This is a genomic window from Sphingomonas spermidinifaciens (assembly GCF_002351485.1).
GTDB lineage: Bacteria > Pseudomonadota > Alphaproteobacteria > Sphingomonadales > Sphingomonadaceae > Sphingomonas > Sphingomonas spermidinifaciens.
The window spans coordinates 633,753-651,235 of sequence record NZ_NWMW01000002.1 but is presented as its reverse complement, the minus strand read 5'-3'; the positions used below and the strand labels follow the sequence as shown (position 1 = coordinate 651,235).

The 17,483-nt window shown below is 69.4% G+C and carries 15 protein-coding genes; 11 read left to right on the top strand and 4 right to left on the bottom strand.

The genetic code is table 11. The annotated features are described in order from the left end of the window. Positions 1-38: 38 nt before the first annotated feature. Entirely contained in the window at positions 39-1,889 is a 1,851-nt protein-coding gene (feoB, locus tag COC42_RS13115; RefSeq protein ID WP_176484680.1) for a ferrous iron transporter B, read from the bottom strand. Beyond that, positions 1,889-2,143, bottom strand: coding sequence for a FeoA family protein (locus tag COC42_RS13110; RefSeq protein WP_096343746.1), 255 nt, complete (start codon positions 2,141-2,143; stop codon positions 1,889-1,891). The genes feoB and COC42_RS13110 overlap by 1 nt, the downstream gene beginning before the upstream one ends. Before the next feature lie 129 nt (positions 2,144-2,272). Between COC42_RS13110 and COC42_RS13105 the strand changes: the two genes are divergently transcribed. The 9 genes from COC42_RS13105 (at position 2,273) to COC42_RS13065 (ending at position 12,285) form a co-directional block, all read left to right on the top strand. Next, positions 2,273-2,623 carry a hypothetical protein gene (locus COC42_RS13105; RefSeq protein WP_096343745.1) on the top strand — a complete coding sequence of 117 codons (351 nt, stop codon included), beginning with the start codon at positions 2,273-2,275 and terminating at the stop codon, positions 2,621-2,623. Next, a complete protein-coding gene (gene ribD, locus COC42_RS13100) occupies positions 2,620-3,582 on the top strand; it encodes a bifunctional diaminohydroxyphosphoribosylaminopyrimidine deaminase/5-amino-6-(5-phosphoribosylamino)uracil reductase RibD (RefSeq protein ID WP_281253099.1) in 963 nt (320 codons plus the stop codon). The genes COC42_RS13105 and ribD overlap by 4 nt, the downstream gene beginning before the upstream one ends. Beyond that, the gene (locus tag COC42_RS13095) at positions 3,582-4,190 is read left to right on the top strand and encodes a riboflavin synthase (protein WP_096343743.1); all 609 of its coding nucleotides are present in this window, start codon (positions 3,582-3,584) and stop codon (positions 4,188-4,190) included. Before ribD ends, COC42_RS13095 begins: the two co-directional genes overlap by 1 nt. After that, positions 4,177-5,319 (top strand): 3,4-dihydroxy-2-butanone-4-phosphate synthase, encoded by a 1,143-nt coding sequence (ribB, locus tag COC42_RS13090; protein ID WP_096343742.1) that lies wholly within the window; start codon positions 4,177-4,179, stop codon positions 5,317-5,319. Before COC42_RS13095 ends, ribB begins: the two co-directional genes overlap by 14 nt. Beyond that, positions 5,319-5,738: a 6,7-dimethyl-8-ribityllumazine synthase gene (gene ribH / locus COC42_RS13085; RefSeq protein WP_096343741.1), complete on the top strand. Its 420-nt coding sequence runs from the start codon at positions 5,319-5,321 to the stop codon at positions 5,736-5,738. The genes ribB and ribH overlap by 1 nt, the downstream gene beginning before the upstream one ends. Next, positions 5,735-6,274 carry a GNAT family N-acetyltransferase gene (locus COC42_RS13080; RefSeq protein ID WP_096343740.1) on the top strand — a complete coding sequence of 180 codons (540 nt, stop codon included), beginning with the start codon at positions 5,735-5,737 and terminating at the stop codon, positions 6,272-6,274. Before ribH ends, COC42_RS13080 begins: the two co-directional genes overlap by 4 nt. A 159-nt stretch (positions 6,275-6,433) precedes the next feature. Continuing rightward, positions 6,434-7,615, top strand: a complete 1,182-nt coding sequence (locus COC42_RS13075) for an efflux RND transporter periplasmic adaptor subunit (protein WP_425442854.1) — start codon at positions 6,434-6,436, stop codon at positions 7,613-7,615. Between the two features lie 6 nt (positions 7,616-7,621). Continuing rightward, positions 7,622-10,810, top strand: a complete 3,189-nt coding sequence (locus COC42_RS13070) for an efflux RND transporter permease subunit (protein ID WP_096343739.1) — start codon at positions 7,622-7,624, stop codon at positions 10,808-10,810. After that, positions 10,807-12,285, top strand: coding sequence for an efflux transporter outer membrane subunit (locus COC42_RS13065; protein ID WP_096343738.1), 1,479 nt, complete (start codon positions 10,807-10,809; stop codon positions 12,283-12,285). The genes COC42_RS13070 and COC42_RS13065 overlap by 4 nt, the downstream gene beginning before the upstream one ends. A 42-nt stretch (positions 12,286-12,327) precedes the next feature. Here the strand turns inward: COC42_RS13065 and COC42_RS13060 are convergent, their stop codons facing one another. Both COC42_RS13060 and COC42_RS13055 read right to left on the bottom strand, forming a co-directional pair. Next, the gene (locus COC42_RS13060; RefSeq protein ID WP_096343737.1) at positions 12,328-12,624 is read right to left on the bottom strand and encodes a hypothetical protein; all 297 of its coding nucleotides are present in this window, start codon (positions 12,622-12,624) and stop codon (positions 12,328-12,330) included. 12 nt (positions 12,625-12,636) lie between these two features. Next, positions 12,637-15,468, bottom strand: coding sequence for a M16 family metallopeptidase (locus tag COC42_RS13055; RefSeq protein ID WP_245844242.1), 2,832 nt, complete (start codon positions 15,466-15,468; stop codon positions 12,637-12,639). Between the two features lie 174 nt (positions 15,469-15,642). Here COC42_RS13055 and COC42_RS13050 point away from each other — a divergent pair, with 174 nt between their 5' ends. Both COC42_RS13050 and COC42_RS13045 read left to right on the top strand, forming a co-directional pair. Next, positions 15,643-16,596: an isoaspartyl peptidase/L-asparaginase family protein gene (locus COC42_RS13050; protein WP_096344199.1), complete on the top strand. Its 954-nt coding sequence runs from the start codon at positions 15,643-15,645 to the stop codon at positions 16,594-16,596. Continuing rightward, complete coding sequence (locus tag COC42_RS13045; RefSeq protein WP_096343735.1) at positions 16,593-17,480, top strand: S1/P1 nuclease; 888 nt, start codon at positions 16,593-16,595, stop codon at positions 17,478-17,480. Before COC42_RS13050 ends, COC42_RS13045 begins: the two co-directional genes overlap by 4 nt. Positions 17,481-17,483 lie beyond the last annotated feature (3 nt).

Here is a 17,483-nt window from a genome sequence, read left to right as displayed (position 1 = left end):
AAGACCGGGGCATGGGGGTACAGTCTAGGGGGTGTGGCTCACCCCAGCCCAGCCGCGACCGCGAGCCAGTAGGTGATGCCGGCCGCGACATAGGCGACCGCGAACAGGTACCCCACCATGAACAGCGGCCATTTCCAGCCGTTGGTCTCGCGCCGAGTCACCGCGATGGTCGAAATGCACTGCGGCGCGAACACGAACCAGGCGAGGAAGGCGAGCGCGGTGGCGAGGCTCCAGCGCTTCTGGAGCTGCTGCCGGATCGTCGCCTGCCCTGCCTCGCCCTCGCTGTCGTCGACGGCATAGACGGTGCCGATCGCCGCCACCGCCACCTCTCGCGCCGCCATCGCGGGAATCAGCGCCAGGGCGATGTCGTGATTGAAGCCGATCGGCCGAACGACGACCTCGAGCCCGCTGGCGATCCGCCCCGCCACCGAATATTCGGTCTGCGGCACCCCCGGCGGCGCCTTGGGGAAGCTCAGCAGCGCCCACAGGATTACCGTGGTCAGCAGGATGATCGTTCCCGCCCGCTTGAGGAACGCCGCCGCGCGGCTCCACAGACCGAGCGCGAAATCGCGCAGATTGGGCAGCTGATAGCGCGGCATCTCGAGCATGAAGCCCGACGACGCGCCCTTCGTCACCGACCGCCGGAGCGCCAGCGCGGCGAGGAACGCCCCCGCGATCCCGGCGATGTAGAGGCCGAACAGCACCAGCCCCTGAAGCCCCACGCCCGGCAGGACCGCGCGGTCGGGAATGAACGCGCCGATGATGATCGTATAGACGGGCAGCCGCGCCGAACAGGTCATCAGCGGCGCAATCAGGATCGTCGTCAGCCGGTCCTTTTCATCGTCGATCGTCCGCGTCGCCATGATCCCCGGCACCGCGCAGGCGAAGCTGGACAGCAGCGGGATGAACGCTCGTCCCGACAGGCCGACACTCGCCATCAGCCGGTCCATCAGGAACGCGGCACGGACCATGTAGCCCGATGCCTCCAAAAGCAGGATGAAGCCGAACAGGATCAGGATCTGCGGCAGGAAGACGACGACCGCGCCCACGCCCGCGATCACGCCGTCCACGATCAGCGACCGCACGAACCCCTCGGGAATGAGGTCGCCGACCGCGCCGCCGAGCGCCGCCATGCCCCCCTCGATCCAGCCGATCGGCGCTTCCGACCAGGCGAACACCGCCTGGAAGATGACGAACAAGAGCGCCAGCAGCACGCCCATGCCCCAGACGGGATGCAGGAGCACGCCATCGAGCCGGTGGGCGAGCCGGCGCGAGCGCGTCTCGCTGATCGTCGCGGCGGCGGCGAGCGCGCGCGCCTCGCGCTGGAGCATCGCAATGTCGGGCAGCGCCGGTTCGGCCGGTGCCTCGGACACGCGGCGCAGCGCCTCGACCAGCGCCTCGCGCAAGGCGTCGAGCCCGCGACGGCGCACAGCGACGGTGGGCACGACGGGCAGTCCGATCGCCTGAGACAGCCGCATCGGGTCGAGCGTCAGCCCGTCGCGCTCGGCCAGGTCGATCATGTTGAGCGCGACGACGATCGGCATCCCCAGCGCCTTGAGCTGAAGGACGAAGCGCAGATGATTGTCGAGATTGCCGGCATCGACGACCACCAGCAGCGCGTCGGGCCGCCGCTCACCGGCTAGGCGTCCAAGCACCACGTCGCGCGTCACCCGCTCGTCGGGGCTGGCCGGGTCGAGGCTGTAGGTGCCGGGCAGGTCGATCAGCTCGGCAGGGCGCCCGTCGGCGAGCGACAGCCGGCCGCTATGCCGTTCGACAGTCACGCCGGGGTAATTGCCCACCTTCTGCCGCGCGCCGGTGAGCGCGTTGAACAGCGCCGACTTGCCGGCATTGGGGTTGCCGACCAGCGCGATCAGGGGGGCGGGATGCACTAGGCGCTGGGCGCGACGTGGATCGCGCGCGCCACGTGGCGGCGAAGGGCAATGGTCATGCGGCCGATCCGGCACGCGATCGGCCCGCCGCCGAGCGTCGAGCGATGCACCATCTCGACCGCCACGCCCTCGTCGAGGCCGAGCTCGCGCAGACGCCGCGCCTCGGGCAGTGACAGCGATTGCCAATCGACCGCCTGCACGACCGCACGCGCGTCGCGTGACAGCTGGACAAGGCTGAGCGTCGGGGAAAGCATTGCGAGCGATTATCAATATGGGCGGGGGAGCGCCAGCGTTAATTGTCGGGCGCATCACTCCCTTTCCCTCCGGTGAGCGGAGTCTCGCCCCACTGGCCCCTCGTGCCCGAAGCCCCTATCTTGCCGCCAATGAGCTTTCTCGAACGCATCTCGCCGCTGCGCGCCTGGCGCGACCTGCGCCTGTTCCTGTCGTATCGCCAGCCCTACGAACTGGGGTTCCTCGCATTGGCGATCGTCGTGACGACGGTGGTCATCACCGCCTTCTATATCGATTCGAACATCGAGCGGCCCTACAAGCGGCCCGAGATCACCTATTTCGAAAGCTGGCCCTCGGATCGTACCGACGCGCAGATCAGGGCGAAGCAGGCGGTCGACAAGGTCGAGGAAGACAGGCTGCGCGCCGAGTTCAAGGCGAGGCAGGAGGCGCGCAAGGCCGAGTTCAAGCGCCTGAACGACAAGCTGGAGCGCTGGGGCCTTTGACTGACGACGAGCGCTGGATGGGAGCGGCGCTCGCCATCGCCGCGCGCGGCCGTGGGCGGACCGCGCCCAATCCGTCGGTCGGTTGCGTCATCGTGACAGGCGGCCGTGTCGTCGGCCGCGGCTGGACGCAGCCGGGCGGCCGCCCCCATGCGGAGGCGATGGCGCTGGCCGAGGCGGGCGAGGCGGCGCGCGGCGCGACCGCCTATGTCACGCTCGAACCCTGCGCGCATGAGTCGCGCCGCGGCCCGGCCTGTGCCGACCTGCTCGCCGCGGCGGGCGTGGCGCGGGTGGTCGCGGCCTTGCGCGATCCCGATCCGCGCACCGACGGGGTCGGCCTCGCTCGCCTGACTGCCGCGGGGATCGAGACAGCTTGCGGCCAGCGCGAAATCGACGCGCGCAGAAGCATGGCCGGCTTCCTCGCCCGCCAGCGACTCGGCCGTCCGCACGTCACGCTCAAGCTTGCGCTGTCGCTCGACGGCGGCGTCGCGATGGGCGACGGGCGCAGCCAGTGGATCACCGGGCCTGAGGCGCGCGCACACGCGCATCTGGAGCGGAGCCGACATGAGCTGATCCTGGTGGGCGCGGGCACGCTCGCCGCCGACGCGCCGCGTCTCGACGTGCGGCTGCCGGGCCTTGAGGATCGCGGCCCCATGCGGGTGCTGCTGAGCCGACGCGGGGATGCCCCCGCCGGCTGGCTGGCGATCCGCGAGCTTGGCGCGATCGCCGACCTGCCGGGCGACCATCTGCTGGTCGAAGGCGGCGCGGCGGCCGCTGCCGCCTTCCTGTCGGCCGGTCTCGTCGATCGGCTGATCGTCTATCGCGCGCCGATCCTGATCGGGGCGGCGCGGACGCTTGGCGACATCGGTTTGACCGATCTGGGGCAGGCGCATGGCCGCTGGGTGCTCGAGGACCGGCGGACGCTTGGCGTCGATACGCTGGAGGTGTACGGGCGCGCCTGATGTTTACCGGAATCGTCACCGATGTCGGCCGTATCGAGGCCGTCGAGAAGCAGGGCGACCTGCGCGTCGTGGTCGCCACCGACTATGACACTGCCGCCATCGACCTCGGCGCGTCGGTCGCATGTTCGGGCGTCTGCCTGACCGTCGTCGACAAGGCACCCGGCCGCCTGGCCTTCGACGTGTCGGCCGAGAGCGTGTCGCGCACTGCCGACGGCATGTGGACCGAGGGGCGGCGCCTGAACCTCGAACGCGCGCTGCGGCTCGGCGATGAGCTCGGCGGCCATATCGTCACGGGCCATGTCGATGCGGTCGGCACCGTGGCGGCGGTCGTGCCCGAGGGCGGCAGCCTTCGCGTGACGATCGAGGCGCCGCGCGATCTTGCCCCCTATGTGGCCGCCAAGGGGTCGATCACCGTCGATGGCGTGTCGCTGACGGTCAATTCGGTCGAGGACCGGCCGCACGCCGTCCGCTTCGGCCTCAACATCATCCCGCACACGGCCGAGGTCACGACCTTTGCCGACCTCCAGCCGGGCACCGCCGTCAATCTCGAAATCGACGTGCTCGCCCGCTACCTCCAGCGCATGGAACAGGCGCGTGCCGCAACCTGAGCTCTCCCGCCTCCGCCACGCCTTCCTGTCCACGCCCGAAGAGATCATCGACGAGGCGCGCAACGGCCGGATGTTCATCCTCGTCGACGACGAGGATCGGGAGAACGAGGGCGACCTCGTCATCCCGGCGCAGATGGCGACGCCGGCGGCGATCAACTTCATGGCGACCTATGGCCGGGGCCTGATCTGCCTCGCCATGACCAAGGCCCGCGTCGATCAGCTTGGCCTGCCGCTCATGAGCGCGGCCAACGGCACCCGGCACCAGACCGCCTTCACCGTCTCGATCGAGGCGGTGAAGGGCGTGACCACCGGCATCTCCGCCGCCGACCGCGCCCGCACCATCTCGGTCGCGATCGACGCCAGCCAGGGACCGGAGGCGATCACGACGCCCGGTCACGTCTTTCCGCTGGTCGCGCGCGAGGGCGGCGTGCTCGTCCGCGCCGGCCATACCGAGGCGGCGGTCGACGTGTCGCGCCTCGCCGGGCTCAACCCCTCGGGCGTCATCTGCGAGATCATGAAGGAGGACGGGACGATGGCCCGCCTCGACGATCTCGTCGCCTTCGCGCAGTTCCACAATCTCAAGATCGGCACGATCCGCGACCTGATCGCCTATCGCCGCCGCTACGACCACCTCGTCGAAAAGCGCGCCGAAACGCGCTTCGACAGCGCCTGGGGCGGCGAATGGCGGGCGATCACCTATTGGAACAAGGCGCAGGGGACCGAGCAGATCGCACTGGTGAAGGGACGCATCGACCCCGCCCAGCCGACGCTGGTGCGGATGCACGCGCTGTCCCCCCTGCCCGACCTGTTCGGCGAGGCGGGAACGCGCGGCTCGCTCCTGCGCCGGTCGATGGAGATCATCGGCGAGGAAGGCGCGGGCGTCATCGTCGTCATCAACAAGCCGCGCAGCGACGCCTTCACCACCGCGCTGATGGCGCGCGAGGGCAAGCTCGCGCCCGCCGACATGGACGAACTGCGCGACTATGGCGTCGGCGCGATGATCCTGACCGGGCTCGGCGTCGAGGAGATGGTGCTCCTGACCAACACCCACCACACGCTCGTGGGCCTCGACGGCTATGGCCTGTCGATCGTCGGCGAGCGGCCGATCAATCCGCAAGAGGACGCCTGATGGGAAAGCTGCTGATCGTCGAGGCGCGCTTCTACGACCACCTCAACGACATGCTGATCGAGGGCGCACGCGCCGCGATCAAGGCCGCGGGTCACACGTCGGAGACGGTGACGGTGCCCGGCGCACTCGAGATTCCCGCCGCGATCGCGCTGGCCGACCAGTCGGGCATGTATGATGGCTATGTCGCCATCGGCGTCGTCATCCGCGGCGAGACCTATCATTTCGAGATCGTGGCGGGCGAGAGCGCACGCGGCATCCTCGCGATGACGATGGACGGCATGGCGATCGGCAACGGCATCCTCACGACCGAGAATGAGGAACAGGCGATCGTCCGCGCCGATCCCAAGCAAAAGGACAAGGGCGGCGAGGCGGCGAAGGCGGCCCTCGCGCTGATGGGCTTGCGCGAACGCTTCGCGTGACGACGGGGCCGGTCCTCTTCACGCCCCGCCTGCTTCTTCGCCTGCCCGAGCCGCAGGATTTCGACGGCTGGGCGGCGATGTGCGCCGATCCGGACACCATGCGCTTCCTGGGCGGCGCGATGGTACGCGAGGCGGCGTGGCGCGACTTCGCGCTTCGCCGCGGGGCGTGGGACGTGCGCGGCTTCTCGATGTTTTCGGTCATCGAGCGCGCGACCGGCGCCTGGGTCGGCCGCATCGGCCCCTGGCAGCCTGAGGGGTGGCCCGGGACCGAGGTTGGCTGGGGCGTCCACCCCGCCTTTGCCGGGCGCGGCTATGCGCATGAGGCGGCGGTCGCCTGCATGGACTATGCCGTCGACGTGCTCGGCTGGGCCGACGTGATCCACACCATCGACCCGGCCAACACCCGCTCGATCGCGCTCGCTGAGCGGCTGGGATCGCGGGATCGCGGGCCGGTGCGGCTGCCCGCGCCGCTCGCCCATTTCACCGTCCATGCCTGGGGCCAGCGCGCTGGTGAATGGCGCGCGCGCCGCGCCTGACAAACTTTGCGACAATCGCGGCGTTGCGCAGTGCGGCGAAAGCGGCGACATGGTCCAAAGGCGGTTGGAACCGGGCTCGTTGATGGCCCGTTCCGACCCGCGCCGTGCCGCAGCCTGCTGCGGCGCATCGTCACGCCTGCAATTTCCGGAAGGCCCGCCTTGCGACCTAATCTCGCTCCCCTTGTCCCGCTCGCGCTGATACTCGCCGCCTGTTCGGGCGGCGGGGCGCAGGAAAAGGCGAAGGGCAAGGGGCCGAGCGGCCCGCCCGAAGTCGGCTTCGTCGTGATGAAGAGCGAGGCGGTGCCGCTGGTCAACGAGCTCGCGGGCCGCACCGCCGCCTTCGAGACGAGCGAGGTCCGCCCGCAGGTCTCGGGCGTCATCCAGGCGCGCCTTTTCACCGAGGGCAGCATCGTCCGCCGCGGCCAGACGCTTTATCGCATCGACCCGCGCCTCTATCGCGCCGCGGTGAACGAGGCGGCGGCAACCGTCGCCAATGCCGAGGCCAATCGCGTGGCGACTGCCGCGCGCGCCGAACGCTTCCGCCCGCTCGCCGAGATCGAGGCGGTCGCCAAGCAGGACTATACCGACGCCGTCGCCGCCGCCCGCCAGGCCGCGGCACAGGTGCAGCAGGGTCGCGCCCAGCTCGAAACCGCGCGCATTAACCTCAAGTTCACCGACGTGCCCGCGCCGATCACCGGCCGTATCGGCCGCAGCCTGTTCACGACGGGCGCGCTCGTCACCCAGAACCAGGCCGAGCCGCTGGCGATGATCCAGCGCCTCGATCCGATTTTCGTCGATATCCAGCAGAGCTCGACCGAGCTTTTGCAACTGCGCCGTGCGCTCGCGACCGACGGGGTGATCCCGTCCTCGGCGGAGGTGCGGCTGCGGCTCGAGGACGGCAGCGACTATGGCCAGGTCGGGACGCTGCAGTTCGCAGAGGCGATGGTCGATCCGGCAACCGGTGCGGTGACGCTGCGCGCGCGCTTCCCCAATCCAGAGGGCATCCTCTTGCCCGGCATGTATGTCCGCGCGCGCTTCAGCCAGGCGACGGCGGAGGAAGCGATCCTCGTGCCCCAGGCGGGCGTCGCCCGTGATGCGCGCGGCAACGCCACGGTCTTCGTCATCGGCCCCGATAACAAGGCGGTGCAGCGCAAGGTACGCGCAACGCGGACGATCGGCGACAAGTGGCTCGTCACCGCAGGCCTGCGTGCCGGCGAGCGTGTCATCACCGAGGGGCTGGCGAACGTGCGGCCCGGCGCGACGGTCCGCCCCGTTCCCGCCGGCTCCCCGCCCCGCCAGCAACCCCGGCCAAGCGGCGACGCCGCCAAGAGCGGGCGTTAAACACCCGTGATCTCTCGCATCTTCATCGACCGGCCGATCTTCGCCTGGGTCATCGCGATCGTCATCATGCTGGCGGGCGTCGGCGCGATCCTGACGCTGCCGATCGAGCAATATCCCGACATCGCCCCGCCGCAGATCAACGTTCGCGCCAATTATCCCGGCGCGTCGGCCGAGATTCTCGAAAGCTCGGTCACACAGGTGATCGAGCAGCAGCTGACCGGCATCGACGGCCTGATCTATTTCTCGTCGTCGTCCAGTTCGGCAGGTTCGGTATCCGTCCAGGTGACGTTCGAGAAGGGGACCGACCCGGACATCGCGCAGGTGCAGGTCCAGAACAAGGTGCAGCAGGCCCTTCCCCGCCTGCCCACGCAGGTGCAGCAGCAGGGCCTGACCGTCACCAAGTCGAACGCCGACTTCCTGATGGTCGTGTCGGTCTATGACGAGAGCGACCGGACGACCGCGATCGACGTCGCCGACTTCCTCGTCTCGAACCTTCAGGACCGGCTGGGCCGCGTGCCCGGTGTCGGCGACGTCAACGTGTTCGGCACGCAGTACGCGATGCGCATCTGGCTCAATCCCTATGCGCTCTCCTCCTATCAGTTGATGCCGAGCGACGTCACCGCGGCGATCGAGGCACAGAACACGCAGGTCGCCGCCGGTCAGATCGGCCAGCAGCCCGCCCCGCCCGGACAGATGCTCAACGCGACCGTCACGGCGAAGTCCCGGCTCCAGACGCCGGAAGAGTTCCGCAACATCATCGTCAAGACGCAGACCAACGGCAGCCGCGTGCTGCTTTCCGATGTCGCGCGGGTCGAGCTGGGCGCGGAGAACTATACGACGATCAGCCGCCTCAACGGCCATCCGGGCGCGGGCATCGCGATCCAGCTGGCGCCCGGCGCCGACGCGCTCGAAACCGCCGAGCTGGTCAAGGCCGAGGTCGAGCGCCAGGCGGGCTCGTTCCCGCCGGGCTACAAATACGCCTATCCCAACGACTCGACCGCCTTCATCAAGCTGTCGGTCGAGGAAGTGGTCAAGACGCTGATCGAGGCGATCATCCTCGTCGTCATCGTCATGTTCGTTTTCCTGCAGAGCTGGCGCGCGACGCTGATCCCGGCGATCGCGGTACCCGTGGTGCTGCTCGGTACGTTTGCGGTGCTCGCCATCGCCGGGTTCACGATCAATACCCTCACCCTGTTCGGCCTCGTCCTCTCGATCGGCCTGCTCGTCGACGACGCGATCGTCGTGGTCGAGAATGTCGAGCGCGTCATGCACGAAAATCCCGAGATGAGCCCGCGCGAGGCGACGATCATCTCGATGGGCGAGATCCAGATCGCGCTGATCGCCATCGCGCTCGTGCTGTCGGCGGTGTTCGCGCCAATGGCGTTCTTCGGCGGGTCGGTGGGCGAGATTTATCGCCAGTTCTCGATCACCGTTATTTCCTCGATGATCCTGTCGGTCGTGGTCGCGCTCGTCCTGTCGCCCGCACTCACTGCCACGCTACTCAAGCGCCCGGCCGACAAAAAGAAGGCGAAGAACAAGATCGGCCAGTGGACCCAGAAGTTCGGTGACAAGTTCAATCGAGGGTTCGAGAAGACCTCGACCAAGTATCGCGACACGGTGAAATGGGTGTTCGGCAGGCGTGTGCTGGCGCTCGCCGTCTATGCGGGCCTGTGTGCGCTGTTCGTCATCGTCTTTATCGGCCTGCCGACCAGCTTCCTGCCGAGCGAGGATCAGGGTCGCGCGCAAATCCAGTACACCCTCCCCGCCGGCGCCACGCAGGAGCGCACGCTCGCCGCCGCGCGCGAGGTCGAGAAATACTTCCTCGGTCCGGCCAAGAAGAATGTTGCGATCGTCTATACGATCAGTGGCTCCGGCCCTGGCGGCGCGGGGCAGAATGCCGGTCGCGGCTTCATCGCGCTTGCCCCCTGGGATCAGCGTGAGGGGCCCGAGAACAGCGCACAAGCGATCACGCGGGCCGCGACGCAGGCGTTGCGCGGGCTTCGCGACGTGCAGTTCTTCGCGCTCAATCCGCCGCCCGTCCGCGGCCTTGGCCAGGCGGGCGGCTTCACGCTCCAGCTCCTCAACACCGGCGGCCTCGACCGCGAGACGTTCAAGGCGCGGCGCGACGAACTGCTGGCGCAGGCTTCCGCCGATCCTCTTCTCACCAACGTCCGCCAGAACGAACTGCCCGACGTGCCGACGCTCGAGGTCGAGATCGACCAGGCCAAGCTCGGCGCCCTCGGCCTCAACGCCAATCAGGTTGACCAGACGCTCTCGGCGGCGTGGGGCGGCGTCTACGTCAACGATTTCGTCGATCGCGGCCGCGTGAAGCGCGTGTTCGTGCAGGGCGATGCGAGCTATCGCGCGCGGCCCGAGGACCTTTCGAACTGGTTCGTGCGCGGCGCCGACGGACAGATGGCGCCCTTCACCGCCTTCGCCCGCGCCGACTGGGGCGTGGCCCCCACCGTTCTTGCCCGCTTCCAGGGCCAGCCCGCCTATCAGATCCAGGGCGAACCCGCCGCGGGCGAGAGCTCCGGCGCGGCGATGGACCGGATGGAGGCGCTGGTCGGACAGATGCAGGGGGTCAGCGTCGCCTGGTCCGATCTTTCCTATCAGGAGCGGCTGTCGGGGGGGCAGGCCCCGCTCCTGTACGGCCTCTCGATCCTCGTCGTCTTCCTGTGCCTCGCCGCGCTCTACGAAAGCTGGTCGGTGCCCTTCTCGGTGCTGCTGGTGGTGCCGCTCGGCCTGCTGGGCGCGGCGCTGGCGGTTTGGCTCCGCGGCCTCGAGAACGACGTCTATTTCCAGGTCGGGCTGCTCACCACCATGGGCCTGTCGGCCAAGAACGCGATCCTGATCGTCGAATTCGCCGAACAGGCCGAGCGCGAGGGGATGAGTCCGATCGAAGCCTCGCTCGAGGCGGCGCGTCTGCGCCTTCGCCCCATCCTGATGACCAGCTTCGCCTTCATCTTCGGCGTCGTGCCGCTCGCCATCTCGACTGGCGCGGGCGCGGCCAGCCGCGTCGCGATCGGCACCGCGGTGATCGGCGGCATGATCGCCGCAACCGTGCTCGCCATCTTCTTCGTGCCGCTCTTCTACGTCCTCGTCCGCAACCTGTTCGGCGGCAAGGTCCACGGCACCGAGAAAGAGGAAGGTCGCGAACGGACCGAGGGTGACGAGAGGCCCGCCACGACATGATCCGCCGGACTGCCCTGCTCACCCTGCCGCCGCTGGCGCTCGCCGCGTGCAGCCTCGAGCCTGCCTATGAGCGCCCCTCGCCCGCAGTATCGAGCGCCTTCCCGGTCGTGCCCGGCGGCGATCAGCCGCCCCTGCCGGCCAGCGGCGCGCGACCGGTGGGCTATCGCGAGATCTTCCGCGACCCGCGGCTGATCGCGATCCTCGACCGTGCGATCGCCAACAACCAGAACCTTCAGGTCGCGCTCGCCAATGTGCGCGACGCGCGCGGCCAGCTTCGCGTCGCGCGAGCCGAGTTCCTGCCGGCGATCGACGCCTCGGCCGGCGCCTCTATCGCGCGCAACCGCGGTGCGGCGCAGGGGCTCGGCGCAAACGGCGGCAGCGTCAGCGAGCAGTATAATGCGCAGGTCGGCCTCAGCGCGTTCGAGATCGACCTGTTCGGCCGCATCCGCTCGCAATCGAACGCGGCGCTGGCGGAATATCTCGGCACTGTCGCGGGCGTGCGCGCCGCGCGGCTGACGCTGGTCGGCGAGACGGCGAGCGCCTACTACACGCTCGCCACCGACCGCAGCCTGCTCGCCGTCGCCGAGGAGACGGTGAAGAGTGCGGAGCGGACAGTCGCCCTCACCCGTGCGCGCGTCAGCGGCGGCATCGCCGCGCGCACCGACCTGCGCCAGGCGGAGACGGTGCTCCGGCAGGCAGAGGCCGACCGCGCCGACCTGACCGCGCTCGTCCAGCAGGACCGCAACGCGCTTCAGCTCCTGGTCGGCGCGCCCGTCACCGATGCCGAGCTGCCGGCCGCGATCGAGTCCGCCGAGCCGCTGATCGCCGACGTCCCCGCCAATCTCGATTCGCGCGTCCTGCTCGCACGACCCGACGTGGTGCAGGCCGAATATACGCTTCGTGCGGCCAACGCCCGCATCGGCGCGGCGCGCGCAGCCTTCTTCCCGACGATCAGCCTGACGGGACTCGTCGGCTTCGCCAGCAATGCGCTGAGCTCGCTATTCACCGGCGATCGGTTGATCTGGAACGGCGGTGCCGATCTCGGCGTTCCGATCTTTCAGGGCGGCGCGCTGACCGGCAATCTGGAAAGCGTGCGCGCGCGGCGCGACGCAGCGACAGCGCAATATCGTCAGACGATCCAGACCGCGTTCCGCGAAGTCGCCGACGCGCTCGCCCGCCGCGCGGTGATCGCCGACCAGTTCGCCGCGCAGCAAGGCCTGGTCGAGGCGGCGGCCGACACGCTGCGGCTGTCGGAAGCGCGCTATCGCGAGGGGATCGACCCGTTCCTCAACACGCTCGACGCGCAGCGCACGCTTTATTCGGCGCGCCGCGCGCTGGCGCAGGCGCGGCTGGTGCGCGCGAATAACCTGGTCGAGCTGTACCGCTCGCTGGGCGGAGGCGAGCTGGTGCCCGAGGCGGTCGAGGGGCCACCGGAAGCGCCGCGCGCGGGTGAGGCGCTGAAGACGTCCGACTAGAGTACGTCACCCCGGGGTTGACCCCGGGGTGACGATACGGGGTTACGCGCGCGTACCCGTCAGCGGGAAACTGCCGAAGGCGCCCGCGGTCACCTTGCCGTCGAGGCTGTCGCCCGACACCACCGCCTCGCAATCGAGCGTCATCGGCATCGGCACGGTGATGTCCATCTTCCACGTCAGCGTGTCGCCGGCGAGCGTGCCATTGACCTGGCTGGTGCCCATCCCGCCCGAAAAGGTGCCCGAAAAGCTGTCGCCCGCGCTCTGCACGTCGAGCGTCGCCTGCTGGTCGCCCAGCGGCGACTTGACCGTCACGTTCCACTTGCCGTCGGCGTTCGCCATCACATCCACTCCTCAATTGGCCGCAGCGCGCGGTGTCGACGCGCCGGTTCCCACCACCTCGACAGGCAGGCCGAGGCTGTCAAGCTGGCTCCGGACCTTGGCCGCGTCGCCAACAACCACCCAGACGAAGCGGTCCGGGTCGATCGCCCGCCTTGCCGCAGCGTCAAGCTCGCCCGCGGTCAACGCGCGATATTTTTGCGCGATCGTGTCGTAGTAATCGTCGGGCCGGCCATAGAGATCGTTGGTCTCCATCGCGGTCAGCACGCTGGCGCTCGTCTCGAACGTGCCGGCCAGCTCGCGTGTTTCGCCCTGGATCGTCCGCGTGAACTCAGCCGGTGTCACGCCCCTCGTCGTCAGGAACCCTCCGATCTGCTCGCGCAGCGCCGCGATCGCCGGGCCGGTCTTGTCCGCCTGCACCGGCGCGTTGAGGGTATAGGGCACTGCCCCCGCCAGCCGCGAAAAGCCGCCGCGCACGCCGTAAGACCAGCCCTTCGCCTCGCGCAGGTCCATGTTGATCCTGCTCAAAAAGCCCGAGCCCAGCACCTCGTTGGCGGTGAGGACGGGCAGCAGCTCGCCCTTCGCATCGAGCGGCGTCAGCTGGCCCGCGGCGATCAGCGATTGCGGCGAGTCCGGCCGGTCGATCAGGACGATCCGCGGGGTGGCGGTCGCGCCCGTGCCGGCGGCGGGCTTCACGCCGGCCGGGCCGGCCACGCGCCAGTCGCCCAGCGCTGCATCGAACGCCGCCTTCACCTCGGCCAGTGGTCGGTCGCTGACGACGAAGACCTTGGCCTTGTCGGGGCGCAGCCATGCCTGCTGATAGGCGATGAGGTCGGCGCGCGTCGCGGCCCTGACCGCCGCCGGGTCGCCTGTCCCCGCTGCGAGCTTCGCATAGGGCGATGTGGCGCCATAGACGAGCGGCGGCAGTGCGCGCTGCGACAGGCCGGCAGGGCTCGTCGCCTCGGCAGCGATGCGCGCCAGCGTCTGGCCGCGCACCCGCTCGATCTCGGTCGGCGCGAAGGCCGGGTTGCGCACCACGTCGCCCAGCAACGCCACCGCGCCGGACAAGTTGACGCTCGGTGCAAAAACGCCGACGCGCGAGCGATCGGCATCGTTGGTGGTGACGATCTGCGCGCCCAGCCGCTCCTGCGCCTCAGCGAGCGCCAGCGCATCGCGGGTCGTCGTCCCCTCGTCCATGAGAGCGAGGGTGAGGTTGCCGAGGCCGAGTTTGCCCGCCGGATCAGCGACGATGCCCGCGTCGAAGCTCATCACCGCACGCGTGACCGGGAGCGCGGGCTGGCGCGCATAGACGAGCTCGATCCCGTTCGACAGGCGCGTTCGCTCAACCTTTGGGAAGGCGATGTCGCGCACCTCGCCCACCTCGGGCAGGGCCCCGCGCGTGCCCTTGGCCGGCCCCTCGGCCGTGGCGGGCTGCGGCGCGGCGTTGTTGCCGGGCGTCGTCGCGGGCGCGCCGGTCACCTCGGCATAGGCCTCGCGCTGGCCCGGCTCGACGGTCAGCGCATATACCGGGCGCGAGAGCCATTTGGTCGTCACCGCCTTGACCCGCTCGGGTGTCGCCGCGGCGAGTTCGGCCAGCTCCTTCTTGTAGTATTCGGGATCGCCCGCGAACAGGAGGCCCGAGGCCAGCGTCCCCGCCTTGCCCCCACCACCGCCCACGGCCTCGAGCCCCGCGAGGCGACCGGCGATCGCCGTCGTCGCTACACGCCGCGCTTCGTCCGCAGTCGGGCCGGTGCGCAGGAAGTCGGCGATCACCCGGTCGAGCGCGGCGGCGGCGGCCTTGGCATCGACGCCGGGCTTCACGTCCATCGTCACGCCGAACATGCCGACCTGAGTGAATGACTGGTTATAGGCCGACACGCTGACCGCCAGCTTCTGCTTGCGGACGAGTTCGGTATCGAGGCGCGAGCTCGCCAGCCCGCCGAGCGCCCCCGCCGCCACGTCGAGCAGCGCCGCGTCGGCGTCGCGCAGGCCGGGTACTGCCCAAAAGCGATAGAGGCGCGTCGTCGCGACACGGTCGCGGATCGTCTCGCTGACCGGGGCGGGCAGCGTGGGCACCGGCGCCGACGGCGCCACGACCTTCGGCCCGGCGGGGATCGCGCCGAAATATCTCTCCATCAGCGGCCGCGCGGTCGCGACGTCGATATCGCCGGCCAGCGCGATGACGGCATTGTTGGGGCCGTAAAAGCTGCGGAACCACGTCTTCACGTCGGCGAGGCTCGCGGCCTGCAAGTCGGCCATCGAGCCGATCGTCGAGTGGTGATAGGGGTGGCCGGGCGGGAACAGCCCTTCGACCGACTTGTAGCGGACCTGGCCATAGGGCTGGTTGTCGCCCTGACGCTTCTCGTTCTGGACGACGCCCCGCTGCTCGTCGAGCACGCCTTGCGTCACCGCTCCCAGCAAATAGCCCATCCGATCGCTTTCGAGGAACAGCACGCGGTCGAGCGCGGCCTTCGGCACGGTCTCGAAGTAATTGGTGCGATCAAAGCTGGTAGTGCCGTTGAGGTCGGTGGCCCCCGCCGAGCGCAAAGGCTCGAAGAAGTCACCGGGCGCATTCTCGGTCCCGTTGAACATCAAATGCTCGAACAGATGCGCGAAGCCGGTCTTGCCCTTGGGCTCGTGCTTCGACCCCACATCGTACCAGACCGACACCGCCACGACCGGCGCCTTGCGGTCGGTATGCACGAGCACGCGCAGGCCGTTCTTCAGCGTGAAGCTCTCGTACGGGATATCAACCGACTTGATGAGATCGGCGACGGGCGCAGGAGCGGGATCGGCGGGACGGGCGAAAAGCGGGGTCGAAAGCGCCGACAGGGCGGCACCAATCATCAGGAAAGAACGCACGGATTGAAGGCCCTTCTCGGCAGTTTCGATCGTAACGATAGCGGGCATGGCGGGGCGTGCAAGCCGAGCGGCTTTCTGGCAAAGGCGCGGGCATCCATCATCCCCCAGCCGAGGTTCGCCATGTCCATCCGCTTCCTCGCTCTTGCCGGAGTGCTCGCCATGACCGCCGCCGCTGCCCAAGCCGAAGACAATGCCGGCTGGACCCTTGTCATCCACGGCGGCGCAGGGGTGATCGAACGCGAACGGATGACGCCCGAGCGCGAGAAGGCGGCGCGTGCCGGCCTCGATGCGGCGCTATCGGCGGGGGAGAAGGTGCTGGCGCGTGGCGGCAGCGCGCTCGACGCGGTCGAGGCGGCGGTGCGCGTGCTGGAGGACGATCCCAGCTTCAACGCCGGGCGCGGCGCGGTCTTCACCTATGAGGGACGCAACGAGCTCGACGCCGCGATCATGGAGGGGACGACGCGCAAGGCGGGTGCGGTGGCGGGCGTGACCGCGACCAAGAACCCGATCGGCCTTGCGCGCCGGGTGATGGAGAACAGCCCGCACGTGATGCTCGCGGGCGCGGGCGCCGACACCTTCTCGAAGGAGCAGGGGCTGGAGCAGGCCGGGCCGGAATGGTTCGGTACCGAGGAGCGCCGCCGCCAGCTCGAGGAACTGAAGGCGCGCAAGGCCGACGCCTTCGACATCGACATGAAATACGGCACCGTCGGCGCGGTCGCGCGGGACAGCGCTGGGCATGTCGCCGCCGCCACCTCGACCGGGGGCGTCACCGGCAAGCGCTGGGGCCGGGTCGGTGATTCGCCACTGATCGGGGCGGGCACCTATGCCGACGATCGCGCCTGTGCCGTGTCGGCGACGGGTGCGGGCGAGTTCTTTATCCGCGAGGGCGTGGCGCACGAGATCTGCGCCCGCGTCCGCTTCAAGGGCGAGAGCCTCAAGGCCGCCGCCGACACGGTGATGGCGGAGACCCAGGCGCTGGGCGGCACCGGCGGCGTGATCGTGACCGGGCCAACCGGCGAGATGGCGTGGAGCTTCAACACCGCTGGCATGTATCGCGGCCGGGTGAGCGCCGGCGGCGCACGCATCGTCGCGATCTATGGCGACGAGCAGTGAGGCGGCTGCTTCTAGCCCTGGCGCTGCTGCTCGCACCGGCAAGCGCCCAGGCCTATGGCTTCTTCACGCATGAAGCGATCGCGCGGATCGCGATGCTCAACGTCCGGCCGGAGACGGCGCGGGCGGTGCGGGCGATGCTGCGCGGCGCCCCGCCCCTCCTCCAGACGCCGGAATGCAAGGTCGCGACGCCCGAGGCCGCGTCGGTCTGGCCCGACTGCGTGCGCGGGCTGGGCGACCGGTTCAGCTATTCGGCGAGCTGGCACTATCAGAATGTCGATGTCTGCAAGCCGTTCGATCCGAAAGCCGCGTGCAAGGACGGCAATTGCGTCTCGGCGCAGATCGAGCGGCAGGTGAAGCTGCTCCAGAACCGCACCGTGCCCGCGCGCGAAAAGGCGATGGCGCTTGCCTTCCTAATCCATTTCGTCGGCGACCTGCACGCGCCCCCGCACGGCGGCGATCGCGGCGATCGCGGGGGCAATGATGTGAAGGCGAGCTATGGGCCGGTCACGGCCAAGTGGCTCAACCTCCATTCGATCTGGGACTCGCCGCTTGCCGAGCGCGCGGTAACGACGCCGCCCTCGCTCTTCCGCGTCTATTCGGCGGACGAGCGCGCGTCGCTTGCGAGCGGCAGCGTCGAGGACTGGAGCCGGCAGAGCTGGGAAGCGAGCCGCGATACGGCGTACGCGCTGGCGCTAGGCGAGGCGTGCGGGCCGGAGCCAACAGGGCCCGTGACGGTGACGCCGCAGGCGATCGAGAAGATGGTGCCGGTACAGCGACTCCAGATCGAGCGCGCGGGGCTGAGGCTCGCGCGGATGCTCGACGAGGCGTTCGATCCGGGCAAGGCATTCGTACCGGAGAAGCGGCCCGCGTATCGCGGGGGCTGAACG

Coding starts and splice junctions, on each gene's coding strand:
- COC42_RS13110 (WP_096343746.1), bottom strand. CDS start 2,143: ATGCTTTCCCCGACGCTCAGCCTTGTCCAGCTGTCACGCGACGCGCGT.
- COC42_RS13105 (WP_096343745.1), top strand. CDS start 2,273: ATGAGCTTTCTCGAACGCATCTCGCCGCTGCGCGCCTGGCGCGACCTG.
- COC42_RS13095 (WP_096343743.1), top strand. CDS start 3,582: ATGTTTACCGGAATCGTCACCGATGTCGGCCGTATCGAGGCCGTCGAG.
- ribH (WP_096343741.1), top strand. CDS start 5,319: ATGGGAAAGCTGCTGATCGTCGAGGCGCGCTTCTACGACCACCTCAAC.
- COC42_RS13065 (WP_096343738.1), top strand. CDS start 10,807: ATGATCCGCCGGACTGCCCTGCTCACCCTGCCGCCGCTGGCGCTCGCC.
- COC42_RS13060 (WP_096343737.1), bottom strand. CDS start 12,624: ATGGCGAACGCCGACGGCAAGTGGAACGTGACGGTCAAGTCGCCGCTG.
- COC42_RS13055 (WP_245844242.1), bottom strand. CDS start 15,468: ATGATTGGTGCCGCCCTGTCGGCGCTTTCGACCCCGCTTTTCGCCCGT.
- COC42_RS13050 (WP_096344199.1), top strand. CDS start 15,643: ATGACCGCCGCCGCTGCCCAAGCCGAAGACAATGCCGGCTGGACCCTT.